Source organism: Paenibacillus glycanilyticus (genome assembly GCF_030161375.1).
Taxonomy (GTDB): domain Bacteria; phylum Bacillota; class Bacilli; order Paenibacillales; family Paenibacillaceae; genus Pristimantibacillus; species Pristimantibacillus glycanilyticus_B.
The window spans coordinates 701,513-714,671 of record NZ_BSSQ01000001.1 but is presented as its reverse complement, the minus strand read 5'-3'; the positions used below and the strand labels follow the sequence as shown (position 1 = coordinate 714,671).

General features: G+C 54.0%; 13 protein-coding genes. 11 read left to right on the top strand and 2 right to left on the bottom strand.

All coding sequences use genetic code 11. The annotated features are described in order from the left end of the window. Positions 1 to 192: 192 nt before the first annotated feature. Together QQK89_RS02970 and QQK89_RS02965 are read right to left on the bottom strand one after the other, a co-directional pair. The gene (locus QQK89_RS02970) at positions 193 to 996 is read right to left on the bottom strand and encodes an alpha/beta hydrolase (RefSeq protein ID WP_284236928.1); all 804 of its coding nucleotides are present in this window, start codon (positions 994 to 996) and stop codon (positions 193 to 195) included. 165 nt (positions 997 to 1,161) lie between these two features. Further along, positions 1,162 to 2,610 (bottom strand): family 43 glycosylhydrolase, encoded by a 1,449-nt coding sequence (locus tag QQK89_RS02965; RefSeq protein ID WP_284236927.1) that lies wholly within the window; start codon positions 2,608 to 2,610, stop codon positions 1,162 to 1,164. A 362-nt stretch (positions 2,611 to 2,972) separates the two neighbouring features. Between QQK89_RS02965 and QQK89_RS02960 the strand changes: the two genes are divergently transcribed. The 11 genes from QQK89_RS02960 to QQK89_RS02910 all read left to right on the top strand — a co-directional run bounded on the left by QQK89_RS02960 (position 2,973) and on the right by QQK89_RS02910 (position 13,019). Further along, positions 2,973 to 3,857, top strand: a complete 885-nt coding sequence (locus QQK89_RS02960; RefSeq protein WP_284236926.1) for a LysR family transcriptional regulator — start codon at positions 2,973 to 2,975, stop codon at positions 3,855 to 3,857. Positions 3,858 to 4,001: 144 nt separating this feature from the next. Next, entirely contained in the window at positions 4,002 to 4,535 is a 534-nt protein-coding gene (locus QQK89_RS02955; protein ID WP_284236925.1) for a GNAT family N-acetyltransferase, read from the top strand. 23 nt (positions 4,536 to 4,558) lie between these two features. Beyond that, the gene (locus QQK89_RS02950; protein WP_284236924.1) at positions 4,559 to 5,428 is read left to right on the top strand and encodes a transporter substrate-binding domain-containing protein; all 870 of its coding nucleotides are present in this window, start codon (positions 4,559 to 4,561) and stop codon (positions 5,426 to 5,428) included. 39 nt (positions 5,429 to 5,467) lie between these two features. After that, a complete protein-coding gene (locus tag QQK89_RS02945; protein WP_284236923.1) occupies positions 5,468 to 6,256 on the top strand; it encodes an amino acid ABC transporter permease in 789 nt (262 codons plus the stop codon). Further along, positions 6,246 to 6,956, top strand: a complete 711-nt coding sequence (locus QQK89_RS02940; RefSeq protein ID WP_284236922.1) for an amino acid ABC transporter permease — start codon at positions 6,246 to 6,248, stop codon at positions 6,954 to 6,956. The genes QQK89_RS02945 and QQK89_RS02940 overlap by 11 nt, the downstream gene beginning before the upstream one ends. Further along, positions 6,953 to 7,705: an amino acid ABC transporter ATP-binding protein gene (locus QQK89_RS02935; protein ID WP_284236921.1), complete on the top strand. Its 753-nt coding sequence runs from the start codon at positions 6,953 to 6,955 to the stop codon at positions 7,703 to 7,705. Before QQK89_RS02940 ends, QQK89_RS02935 begins: the two co-directional genes overlap by 4 nt. A 33-nt stretch (positions 7,706 to 7,738) precedes the next feature. After that, entirely contained in the window at positions 7,739 to 8,749 is a 1,011-nt protein-coding gene (locus QQK89_RS02930) for an LLM class flavin-dependent oxidoreductase (protein WP_284236920.1), read from the top strand. 22 nt (positions 8,750 to 8,771) lie between these two features. Next, the gene (locus QQK89_RS02925) at positions 8,772 to 9,959 is read left to right on the top strand and encodes an amidohydrolase (protein WP_284236919.1); all 1,188 of its coding nucleotides are present in this window, start codon (positions 8,772 to 8,774) and stop codon (positions 9,957 to 9,959) included. Beyond that, positions 9,956 to 10,465 (top strand): DinB family protein, encoded by a 510-nt coding sequence (locus QQK89_RS02920; protein ID WP_284236918.1) that lies wholly within the window; start codon positions 9,956 to 9,958, stop codon positions 10,463 to 10,465. The genes QQK89_RS02925 and QQK89_RS02920 overlap by 4 nt, the downstream gene beginning before the upstream one ends. Beyond that, complete coding sequence (locus QQK89_RS02915) at positions 10,465 to 11,793, top strand: LLM class flavin-dependent oxidoreductase (RefSeq protein ID WP_284236917.1); 1,329 nt, start codon at positions 10,465 to 10,467, stop codon at positions 11,791 to 11,793. Before QQK89_RS02920 ends, QQK89_RS02915 begins: the two co-directional genes overlap by 1 nt. Beyond that, entirely contained in the window at positions 11,790 to 13,019 is a 1,230-nt protein-coding gene (locus QQK89_RS02910; protein WP_284236916.1) for a M20 metallopeptidase family protein, read from the top strand. Before QQK89_RS02915 ends, QQK89_RS02910 begins: the two co-directional genes overlap by 4 nt. The last annotated feature ends 140 nt before the right edge of the window (positions 13,020 to 13,159 follow it).

The window sequence follows — 13,159 nt, the reverse complement described above, 5'->3', positions numbered from 1 at the left end:
ACACTAACTCAGTGTCCACTTTCTTGACAGAGGTCCAAAAAGCCTGCTACCGGGCCGGTGGGTGCCGGGCGAGAAAGCTAGTCCGGGCAGTAGCAGGCAAAAAGCCTGCTACAGGGCCGGTCGGTGCCCGGCGAGCGCATCCCATAAAAAAAGAACGACCCGGTGTCCCAAGTCGTTCTTACTATTCCAAATTTACTCCAAACCAAACCCGATGGAATCCAGCCATTCGAGGCATAAGCCAAACCAATGGGCGCAGTGGGCATTTGGCGTATTTACCTCTTGATTGCACATGGACAAGCCGTGTTGGCCTTTGTTAAAAATATGGCATTCAAACGATACTTCAGCTTTGCGCAAAGCGCTGATCAGAAGCAGTACATTCTCTACCGTAACGGCTGGATCGTCTTCCGTATGCCAGATGAAGGTAGGGGGAGTATCGCTGTTCACGCGTTTTTCAATGGAATAGAAGCCCGAGATTTCGTCATCCACGCGAGAGCCGCTAATATTATAGAACGAACCCCGGTGAGCGAATTCCCCGGATGTAATGACGGGATAACCAAGAATCATGGCGTTAGGCTTCAGCGCATCCCCGGTATAGTTCAGCCGCTCCATTAGAGCAGGTTCGTTCCACATCGTGCCGGTTGCCGCCGCCAAATGTCCGCCTGCCGAAAAGCCGCATACCGCGATTTTGTCCCCGGCAATATGCCACTCCTCCGCATGTTCTCTTAAGATACGGATGGATTCGAGCGCTTCCGCCATCGGCTGCATGTTTCTAGCTTCCTCCAGGCATGAATAACGGAGTATTGCCGCGTGATAGCCGGCGTTGTAGAAAGAGATCGCCACCGGTTCCGCTTCCCGTTCGGAGCAGAAACTATAGGCTCCGCCGGGCGTGATCAGAATGATCGGTCGAGCTTGTTCTCTAAGTTCCATAATGTCGTGCAAATAAAGCGTTAAGGTTGCTCCGTTGCTAATCGCGAGTTTAATCGTTTCCAGCTTCATCGTTATCCATGGCCTCCCGTTTCGGATGTTCCTCCCCAGTGTAACGGATGACCGGCCGGTTTGACTCGCTCGATTTTGTGCAGTTTGATAGATTCCCGCAGATTTTGTCCCGTCTATGCAGATACGGCGGCACAGGCAATTCTCCTCCCGTGCCGCCGTCGTTATCTAGCTGCCTAGCACCTTAACTTCCCATAAAGTAGGCGTGTACCAGTTGCTTGGATTATTCCAGAGCACGGCGTTGACGAGCTGGATTCGGATATACCGCGCGGAGAAGTTGACGCTGTCGGTCGTGAATCCGTACGTCTTATTGCTCGTTCGGTCTATCGTCGTGTAGCTGGTTCCGTTCGTGCTGTATTCGATTTTGTATTGGTGATAACCTTCGGAGCCTTTCACCATGTACCAGGAAATATCGATCTCCCTGACGTTTTTCGTAGCGCCCAAATCCACTTGCCACCAAGAAGGCCATGTGGCGGCGGATGCTTTCCAGCTCGTTTGATAATTCCCGTCGTTGGCCAGGCTTGGCGCGTAACCGGAGGCGGAGGAGCTCGCCGTTGCGGTCTTGCCCTGCGACAAATTCGTTAAGGTTGATGGATAGGTGATCGAACCGGTAGCGGCATCGAGATTCCAACTGCTATACCATTCCAGAGACGCCGTTCCGCTGGACCCGTTTAAGGTGAGAGGCAGCCAAATATACCGGGAATCGCCAAGCGCGCTAGAGTTCCACCGGTCGGCCATGTACAGATAGGAGGTCGCGGAAGTTCCTTGGATCGGCAAAATAAAAGTCGATTGCGAAGCAAAAGTCGACGGGTTGCCAAGCGGCTGGACAGCGGTCCATGGACCTGCCATCGAAGTGGCGGTGGAGTAACCTCCCTGGTTCGGGTACCAGCCGGATGCCTGGGAAGTAATCAGGAAGTATTTGCCGCCTTGCTTCACAACGGCAGGAGCTTCCCGGTAGCCGTTATCCGAGTACCAAGTTTTGAAGGAATCAACGCTAAGGTAATCCGAGCTCAGCTGGAAAATCGCCATCGTATCGTTGGCGCCGCCGTTCTTGTTCGAGGCAGAGACGAGATAAGCCGTACCGTCGTCGTCCTTGAACACGGTCAGATCGCGCGACTCATAATTCATCGGACGGAAACTGCCGTGATATGTATAACTTCCGCAGACCGAGGAGCTTGACGCTACGGCTACTCTTCCCAGGCTGTAATTCGTGCCGTTCTCGTAATGCATCCACATGACGTATTTGCCGGTCGAGGAGTTATAAATAACCTTGGGCCGTTCGATTTTGCTCGAAGCGAGTTCGGCGGCGGATGTGTTCTTAAGCGGGTAGCTGACCCAAGCCCAGTTCTTCAGGTCCGTGGAAGAGTAACAGACAACATTCGAGAAGTTAGCCGAGTTATTCAGTTTATCTTCGCCAATCCAGTAATAAGTGGAGCCGACTTTAATAATGCTGCCTCCGTGAGCTTGAATCGTGCCGCCCGTTGTATCGTACCAGACCGGCCCGTTCGCAATATTGACGCTGGCAGCATGACTTGCGTTAGGGAATGCCGCAACTAACAAGGCTAACAGTAAAGCTACGCTAATCAAAAGCTTGGATACACGGCTCGTTTGCGTCATCTTCTAACAGCCTCCGTTCGCTTGTTTTTTAACCCTAAGGTTTGTGCATGATTATGAAACCCGTTTCATCACTCCCTTCAGCTGGTCAAGACGGTTAGCATAACCTAGCCCCGAGCTGACCGACTGTACTATGTTTACAAGCGCTTTCACGGAATATGACTAGTTCCAAATTTACTTAGGATCCGACAAATAGGGCCATCTGAACAAGAGAATAGAGCGAGCTGAAAACTTTGTCTGCATCCGTCGTCTAGGAATTTTTTACAGATTGCATATTCCCTAATTCCGATTAATCCGATAAGATAAAAATAATTTAATTGCCGATATAGAAAAAGTCTATCGAACCAGCCCTGGAGGGATTACCAATGAACATTGAGAACATCGAAGCTTTTGTGTATGTCAATCACTACGGCAGCTTTAATAAAGCGGCAGAGGTGCTATTCCTCTCCCAGCCATCCGTTACCGCACGCATTCAGACTTTGGAGAGAGAACTCGATTGCCGGCTGTTCGACCGGCTGGGCAAGCAAATAATGCTGACGGAGAAGGGAAAGCAGTTCCTGCCTTACGCCCAGCAAATTCTTCAGACGATTCAGAAAGGCCGACTCCACTTGCAGGAAAAAGGCGCCCGTCCGCAGGAACTGCGCATAGGCAGCACCGTATCTGTCTCCAACTATTTGATTCCGGATTTGCTGCCGCGATTGCACCGGTTATTCCCGCGTCTAACCTTCAAGTTAACGACGGCTCCTTCGGATGAATTGGTCAAAAAACTGCTCGATCGGGAGATTGATATCGCTTTTGTCCGAAAGCTTGTCCATCCATCATTGCAGTCTTTTTCCTACTACGATGATCCGATCCGGCTGTACGTGTACGAGGGTCATCCGTTTGCCGAAGCGGGGCAGGTGTCGATCGACGAAATCCAAGATCAGCCGTTTGTGTTCTTCGAATGCGGCTCGCTCGACTGGCTTCGGCTGCATCGGGTATTCGAGCATTTGGAGCAGCCTCCCCATATCGTGTTTCACGCGGATAATTCCGAGACGGCGAAGAAGCTTGTGATGCAAAAAGCAGGTATTTGCTTCCTTCCGGGCTTATGCGCAAGGGAAGAGGTCAGCAAGGGCAGGCTTATCCCGATCGAGATTGAAGAAACGAAGGGGATCTCCCTGCAGACGAACCTGATTGCGTTGACCGGAGAAAACGAGGAGTATATTCAGGCTTTACTTCCTAAGGATGACCTAAGCTTTTACAGTATTTAAACGGTACATTTCCCTCCCTATAATCAATCGATCAATAGAGAAAGTCTATTAGCGCGGGTAAGCGGGTAGATGATACATTTATACCAGCTTAATTCATACTAAGTTTATAGGAATTATACAATTAGATTTTCGAGGGGTGTAACTATGAGTGAATTGTTTAGGCAAGCCGGTGTCCAAGATGCAGAGCGATTGCGCGAAGTAACGTTCGAAGCTTATTCGCTCATTCGGGAGCTGGAGCTGAAATGGCCGGCGGCAAATGCCGGCTTGGATCAAATACGCGACAATATCACGCAAAACGAATGTTATGTGCTGGAAGCCGACGGCGTAATTGTAGCAACCATTACGTTGTCGAGAAACGACGAGGTGAAGGCCATAACGGATCTGCCGTTTATTAAATGGTTTGCGGTCCATCCGAGCGAGCAAGGCAAAGGATATGGCGACAAGCTGCTCACCTGGGTTGAAAATGCGATTATCCGCGATCAGGAAGGTGCGCACGCGGTAACGCTAGGAACGGCGGAGAAGCATCCCTGGCTACTGCCGATGTACCAGCGCAGAGGTTACGAGAGCATCCGCTCCTTCGACTCCGGCAACGGCGACGGAACGATGCATTTGCTCCGCAAGGTTGTGAACCCGGAGCTCTTTGCGAATGCAAGCGAAGAACAGGCGACGGCAAATTAATGAATAAGACGGGGGTACTTAAGATGAAGAAAAAAGCATTGGTCGTTACAGCTGCATTATCGCTTGTTCTGGTGGCAGCAGGCTGCGGCTCGAACAATAAATCGGACAATACGAAGGCGCAAAACGGCAATAAAGCCGCTGCTAACGTGTCGGCATCCGGGAATGCCGGCGGCGAAGTGAAGAAGGTTGTCATCGGCACGGGTACGGGCTTCCCGCAAGTATGCTTTATTGACGAGAACGGGAAGCTGACTGGTTTTGACGTTGAGCTCATTCGGGAGATCGACAAACATCTGCCGCAATACGAATTCGACATTCAAACGATGGAATTCTCGAACTTGCTGCTGAGCCTCGAAACAAACAAGATTGATCTTGTTGCGCATGAGATGGAGAAAAATCCCGAGCGCGAAGCGAAATACCTATTCAACACAGTGCCGTATGCCCACTGGAGAAATAAAATCATTGTTCCGAAGGATAACGACACGATTCACTCCCTTGATGACCTGGCCGGCAAGAAAGTACTGGCTAGCGCAACAAGCGCCCAAGCGCAAATTTTGGAGAATTACAATAAGGACCATGACAAGAAAATCAATATTGTGTACCAGAACGGAGCGGCAAACGATACGGTCAGCCAAATTACGAGCGGCCGCGTAGACGCTACCTTGGCAGCCGACTTTACATTGTCCTTGATCGACCCGCAAGCGAAGCTGAAGACAACGGGAGATACGTTGACCGAGGCGGATATTCTGTTCTTGCTCCGCAAGAATGATCCGGCAAGCCAAGAGTTGTCCGATGCGGTAGATGGGGCGCTGAAGGAGCTAAAAGCAGACGGTACGCTCGGCAAATTGAGCACGGAATGGCTTGGCGGCGACTTTACGGAGGACAGCGCGAAATAGGTTTGAGATGCTGACAGTAATGAGAGGTGAGACCGCAAGATGGAATATGGCTTCGATCTTCAATATGTATTCGATTTTATTCCCAAGTTACTGAGTACGCTGAATATTACTCTATTAATCGTGGCAGGCGCTATCGGGCTGGGATTGCTCATTGGTTTTCTGGTGGCCTTGCCCCGCCTTTACAACGTACCGGTGCTTCGGAATGTATCGATGGTGTACGTTTCCTTCTTCCGGGGCACGCCGATTCTCATTCAGCTGTTTCTGTTCTATTACGGGCTTCCGGAAATATTGAAGCTTGTCTCCGTCGATATTTCCAAGGTTCCCGTCATTTATTACGTCATTCTAACGTTTGGGCTTAATGTGGCCGCTTTTGTCTCGGAGACGATCCGGGCGGCCGTGCTGGCGGTGAACCGGGGGCAAGTGGAGGCGGCTTATTCGGTGGGCATGACGGGGTATCAGGCTTTTGCCCGGATTGTGCTTCCGCAGGCCGTCGCCATCGCGATTCCGGTATTCTCCAATCTTGTCATTGCGATGCTGAAGGACACTTCGCTTGCCTTTACGCTGGGCGTGATGGAGATGACGGGCAAAGCTCAAACGCTTGGCGCGTTATCCCAGCATTTTATCGAAACGTATATGGCGCTTGCTCTTATTTATCTGGTTATAAGCATTGCATTGGAACGGCTTATGCTGCTCGCGGAACGCCGGTTGTCCCGCCATCTGCGCCGGGATAGCAATGAGAAGAACCGTTTCTTCAGCAGAAAACGCAAACGCCTGTCCTTGGGCGGCTTAACCCGCGAATTAAAGGAGGTGCCGCGTTATGAAGCTTGACCCGGGTTTTATATGGACCGCGTTCCTGCAGTTATGGTCGGCTGTTCCGACTACGCTCCTTATTACTCTCGTATCCGTATCTATCGGATTTGTGATCGGCACGGTAACGGCGCTCGCTAGAATCTACCGGATTCCGGTGCTGTCGCAACTATCGGGCGGTTACGTGACTTTTATTCGCGGAACGCCGATGCTGACGCATCTGCTGCTCATTTATTTCGGATTGCCGATGCTTGTAGACGGTTTGTCCGCGCAATTCGATCTGGGCTGGAATTCCGCCAAAATACCAATGATTGGATTCGCTTATATCTCGTTCTCCATTACGGCAGGCGCCTATTTGTCCGAGGTTGTCCGCTCCGGCTTGCTGGCCGTTGACCGAGGACAGATGGAAGCCGCTTGGTCGATTGGGATGACGACGCCGCAGGCGCTCCGCCGAATCGTATTTCCTCAGGCGCTGGCAGCCAGCCTGCCGAATCTGTCGAACTCGGTGATCGGCATGCTTCACGGCTCGACGCTTGCTTTTACCGTGTCGGTTGTAGACTTGAACGCCAAGGCGCAGATTGTCGCTTCAACGAATTGGAAGTTTTTCGAGGCTTACATCGCCGCCGCTTTGATATTCTGGGGATTAACTTTCCTAATCGAACGTTTTACCGGTCTTATCGAGAAGAGAATCCGCGTGTACAGCAAGGGAGGAGTAGCATGATTAAGCTTAGCGGGATCCATAAGTCGTTTGGACGCCAAGAGGTGCTGAAAGGGATTGATCTTACCGTCAATAAAGGCGAGGTTGTTGCCATTCTCGGGCCAAGCGGCTCCGGCAAAACCACGCTGCTGCGCTGCATCAATTATTTGGAGAAGCCGGCGGACGGCCGAATTCAGATCGGCGATTTCACCCTGGACGCGAGGCATGCGGGGAAAAAGGATGTTTATGCGCTCCGCCAGCGCTCGGCGATGGTGTTCCAGCAGTACAATCTGTTCAGCCATAAGACGGCGCTGGAGAACGTCATCGAGGGACTGATCGTGGTGAAAAAGCTTGGCAAGGAAGAGGCGCGCAAACGCGGCGTTGAGCTGCTTGAGAAGGTAGGACTTGGCGGCAAGCTGGACGCTTATCCAAGCCAGCTGTCGGGCGGCCAGCAGCAGCGCGTCGGCATCGCAAGGGCGCTTGCGCTTGAGCCCGAAGTGATCTTGTTTGACGAGCCGACATCGGCGCTCGACCCCGAACTTGTCGGCGAAGTGCTGGCCGTGATCCGCCGAATCGCCAAGGAAGGCATCACGATGATTATCGTGACGCACGAGATGGGGTTTGCCCAGGATGTGGCGAATCATGTGGTGTTTATGGACGGCGGAGTGATCGTCGAAGAAGGCCCTCCTGCCGAGTTGTTCGGCAATCCGAAGGAAGAGCGGACCAAGCAATTCCTGAAGCGGTACACATCGGAGTACAGCTATTCGATCTAGCAGGGTAGTTTGAACGTGAAAGGGGAACACATAATGTCCATTACAATAAGCATTTTGGATCAGAGTCCGGTTTATCCGGGGGAAAGCACTTCTGAGGCATTCGCCCACACCGTAGCGCTGGCGCAAAAAGCCGAAGAGCTTGGCTTCCGCCGGTTCTGGGTATCGGAGCATCACGATTCCGAGCATGTGGCGGGTTCGTCGCCGGAGGTGCTGATCTCGTATTTGCTCGCCCGCACGAATAAAATCCGCGTAGGCTCCGGCGGTATCATGCTGCAGCATTACAGCCCTTATAAGGTTGCGGAGAACTTCCATGTCCTCGCAACGCTTGAGCCGGGCCGCGTTGATCTAGGCGTAGGCCGCGCGCCGGGCGGATTGCCGCGCAGCACGCAGGCGCTGCAGCGCAACATCGCGAACCCGTTGTCGCTTACGGACAAGATTGTCGAGCTCCGAGGATACGTAGAGGGACGCGCCGATGAAGAAGGACCGCTTGCGGGACTTAAAGCGACGCCGATTCCGGCCGTTGCGCCGGAGCTGCATGTGCTTGGCGCTTCCGGCGACAGCGCGGAGCTGGCTGCAAGTCTTGGTCTGCCTTATGTGTTCTCTCTGTTCATCGGAGGAGACGAGCAAGCTGCCATTGATTCCATTCTTCATTACAAGAAGCAATTTAATTATGAACTCGGATTTGCTCCGCAAGCGATTTTGGCCTTGGCCGCCATTGTAGCGGATACGGATGAGGAAGCGGTAAGCTTGATTCCGCCGCAAAAGCTGGTGAAGGTGCATTTGGCCAGCGGCCGCAAGGTGACTCTCGGCACGGTGGAGCAAGCGGAAGCTTACGGACAGCAATCCGGGGAGGCGTACACGATCGAAGAGAAAGAGCCGCTTATTGCGGCAGGCTCCAAGGAAACGGTACGGGCCAAGCTGCTTGCCTTGCAGGAAGCAGCTGGCGTAGAAGAATTTATAATAACGACGAATATTACCCCGTTCGAGAAGCGGATCCGCTCTTATGAGCTGCTTAGCGAGGCATTTGCCGAAGTAACGGCTTGAGGCTTGGAGGTGAGGTGGGCGAATGAGCAACGATACAACAATCCGCAGCGCCGCTCTGTTGGCGGGCCGGCTGACCGATATCCGCAGAGAGCTGCACCGGAATCCGGAGTTATCCCATGAGGAGTTTGAAACGACAGTCCGAATTCGCCGATGGCTTGAAGCGGCAGGGATTCAGGTGGTGGATTACGGGCTGAAGACCGGCGTAATCGCCGAGATTGGAACGGGCAGACCGGTTATTGCGCTCCGCGCCGATATCGACGCCCTTCCGATCCAAGAAGAGACCGGGCTTCCGTTCGCTTCGGTTGTGCCGGGCAAGATGCATGCTTGCGGCCATGATTTCCATACGGCTTCCCTTATTGGAGCCGCGTACTTATTGAAAGAACGCGAGCAAGAGCTGGAAGGAACGGTCCGGCTGATCTTCCAGCCGGCCGAAGAGAAAGCACAAGGCGCGCGGCAGGTTATCGCCAGCGGCGCGCTGGATGGCGTGCGGGCGATAGTTGGCCTGCATAACAAACCGAATCTGCCGGTTGGCACGATCGGCATTAAGAGCGGTCCACTAATGGCGGCAGCCGATGGTTTTGTGATTGAGGTAGCGGGCCGCGGTTCCCATGCCGCGGTGCCGGAAGCCGGCAATGATCCGGTTGTGACCGCTGCCCATATCGTTACCGCCTTGCAGTCGGTTGTCAGCCGCAATGTCGGCGCGCTAGACAGCGCGGTCATCAGCGTGACGAAGCTGAACAGCGGAACGGCGTGGAATGTCATATCCGAGAAGGCCGTTCTTGACGGCACGGTTCGTACTTTTGATCCGAAGGTGCGCCGCCGGGTTCGCGAACGGTTCGATCAGGTGGTAGCGGGCGTTGCCGCTGCCTTCGATACAACGGCGGCCGTTCGCTGGATGGAAGGACCGCCGCCCGTTTATAACGAAGAGAGCCTGGCGGAGCTGGCATGGCGGGAAGCCGAGCAGCTGGAGCTGCTTCCGGTTAGTCCAACGCCTTCGCTTGCCGGGGAAGACTTTGCGGCCTACCAACAGCTGGTTCCGGGCCTGTTTGTCTTCGTAGGTACGGATGGACCGCAAGAATGGCATCATCCGTCATTTGATCTTGATGAACGCGCGTTGCCGATCGCCGCTGATTTTTTGGCCGGCACGGCCGTTCGCGCATTATCCCATTTCGCGGCTGAGCCGCATGATTTAGAGGAGGGCTTCCAATGAGCGCCATCGATATTCAGGCTTATCTTGATACGCATCTTCAATTGACCCAGGCTGTAGCGGGGGTGGACGAAACAGAGCTGAAATGGAAAGAAAGCGAAGCGAAGTGGAGCATTACCGAGGTTCTGTCCCATTTGGCGGATCATAATATCGTGGTATCCTTCCGAATTCGCGACATTCTTGCGGATACGAAAGCGCAGCTTCCGGCTTTTAACCAGGACCTGTGGGTGTCGGGTCAGCATTCCAATGACGGCAATGCAGCCGATATTCTAAACGTATTCTGGGCGCTGCTGCAGTACAACGGTCTGCTGTTTGGGAGACTGAGCGAGCAGGACTTGGATAAGACGGGCATCAACTTCAAAGGGGAAACGGTTCGCGTCCGCGATATTATTCAAGGCTTCACGAAGCATGTGCAGCATCACCTGGGCCAGATCGACCGGATCAAAGCCGCTTACATCGCCCAAGGTCCGGCCGTAACCGTTACGCGTGCGCAAGGAGGGAATGCGTAATGACACAACGTAAACAATTAAAGCTTGGCGCGATGCTTCATGGCGTCGGCAGCAGCACATCGCTGTGGAGACATCCGGAAATTCCGTCCGACGCAAGCGTAAATTTCGAGCTGTACAAATCGTGGGTGGAGAAAGCGGAAGCCGGCAAGTTTGATTTGGCTTTTATCGCCGACGGTCTGTATATTAACGAGAAATCGATCCCGCATTTCCTGAACCGCTTCGAGCCGATTACGATCTTAAGCGCTCTGGCGGCGGTCAGCAAGCATATCGGTCTTGTTGGCACGCTCTCCACTTCCTATAGTGAGCCATTTACGGTTGCACGCCAGTTCGGTTCGCTCGACGTGATCAGCGGCGGCCGCGCAGGCTGGAATATCGTTACTTCCCCGCTTGAAGGCTCCGCGCTGAACTACGGCAAGAAGGAGCACCCTGACCATGACAAGCGTTACAGGATCGCAACGGAATACCTGGACGTAACGCGCGGCCTGTGGGATTCGTGGGAGGACGACGCGTTTGTCCGCGACAAAGAGTCCGGCGTCTTCTTCGACCCTGCCAAGCTGCATACGCTTAATCACGAAGGAGAGTTCTTCTCCGTAAAAGGTCCTCTGAATATCGCCCGTTCGAAGCAGGGGCAGCCGGTTATTTTCCAGGCGGGAGCGTCCGATGTGGGCAAGGACTATGCGGCTAAACATGCGGATGCCATCTTTACCGGCCATGATTCCGTTGAAGACGCGGTTTCGTTCTATCAAGACGTGAAGCGCCGCGCGGTTTCATTTGGCCGCAATCCGGATAACGTTCTTGTCTTCCCGGGCATCGGTCCGATTATCGGCAGCACGGAGGAAGAAGCGGAGCGCAAATACCAGGAGGTTGTGGATCTTGTATCGGCGGAAAATGCGCTCATCTACATGGGACGTTTCTTCGAGCATCACGACTTCTCCCAATACGATTTGGACGCGCCGTTCCCTGAACTCGGCGATCTTGGCCGCAACAGCTTCCAAAGCGGCACGGACAAAATCAAAGCCAACGCGAAGGAGAAAGGCTTGACGCTCCGCCAAGTGGCTCTGCAGGTTGCGACTCCTCGTCCTATCTTCATCGGTACGCCGGAGCAGGTTGCGGACCGGGTACAGGAGTGGTTCGAAGCCGGCGCTGCCGACGGCTTTATGGTTGGTTCTTCGGTGCCGCGCGGGCTCGAGGATTTCATTGAGCATGTGGTTCCGATTCTGCAGGCACGCGGCTTGTTCCGCACCGAGTATGAAGGCGATACGCTGCGCGGCAATCTTGGCCTGCCAATTCCGGCTAACCGTTATGCGAAAGAAGCCGAACACGCTTGAGCCTGAACATAAACAAAGCAGCTATAGAGGAGATGATGGCGTATGCGGGTTCGCTGCATGACGAGCTTATCGCGATTCGCCGCGACCTGCACCGTCATCCGGAGCTGCTGTACGATACGGATCGAACGGCGGCGTTGGTTGCCGGGCTGCTGAAAGAATGGGGGATCGACGTCCGGACGGGCGTCGGCCCCCATTTTGGTAAAGGCGTAGTAGGCGTGCTGCGCGGCGGGCTCGAGGGCGGCCGGACCCTTCTGCTGCGTGCCGATATGGATGCCCTGCCGATTACGGAACTAAACGATGCCGATTATAAATCCTCGGTCGACGGCGTGATGCATGCTTGCGGCCATGATGCGCATACCGCTATGCTGCTTGGCGCGGCAAAGACGCTTGCGGCTTACCGGGAGAGCTTTGCCGGGGAGATCCGCTTTGTCTTCCAGCCTGCCGAGGAAGGAGCGCTGTCAAGTCCGCTGGACGGCAGGCTGCTCTCCGGCGGAAGGGATATGATCGAGGCGGGCATACTCGAAGGCGTTGACCGCTGTTATGCCCTGCATGTATGGCCCGAGCTTGATGCGGGTACGATTGGCATCCACTCGTTATATGCGATGGCTGCCTCTTCCCATTTTCACGTAACCTTTCAAGGGACAAACGGCCATCACAGCTCGCCTCATCTGGCGGTGGATGCCATCCAAATGACGGGCGCTTATATTGCCGGAGTCAACGGAATGATGGCAAACAGCATTGATCCGCGGGAGCAAGCCGTGCTTGCTTTCGGGACCGTGCGCGCCGGTACCGTCATTAACGCGATTGCCGAGCAAAGCGTTATAACCGGCACTTTCCGCGCGTTCAGCAAGCAGACCGTGGCGGCTATTTCGGCCGGACTGGAACGTCATGCGCAAGCGGCATCGCTTGCCTATGGCGGCTTCTACCATATTGCCCTCCGCGAAGGAATTGCCGTTGTGAATGACGGTGAAGCGGTAGAAGAGGTTATCCGCGCCGGCACCGCCGTGCTTGGCGGGGAGAATGTGCGGCAGCAGCTTGAGCCAAGCTTGGCCGGAGAAGATTTCGGCTGGTATTTGGACCGGGTGCCGGGCGCTTTTATTTTGCTGGGTTGCGGGAATGAATCGCTTGGCATTAGGGAAGGGTTACACCGGCCCAAGTTTGATCTGGATGAGTCCGTGCTTGTTCACGGCACCAGACTGCTCGTTCAGCTCGCTGCGGGATCATAGTTATAGTAGGTAGAAACACCGATTGCCGCGGCAGTTGGTGTTTTTTTTGCGGCCGAAACCTCTGACCCATAGATGATACCTAACAGTCGATAGAAGAGATTTATATGCTATTGTGCCGCCGAAAGCCGGGTGTTAGAGTA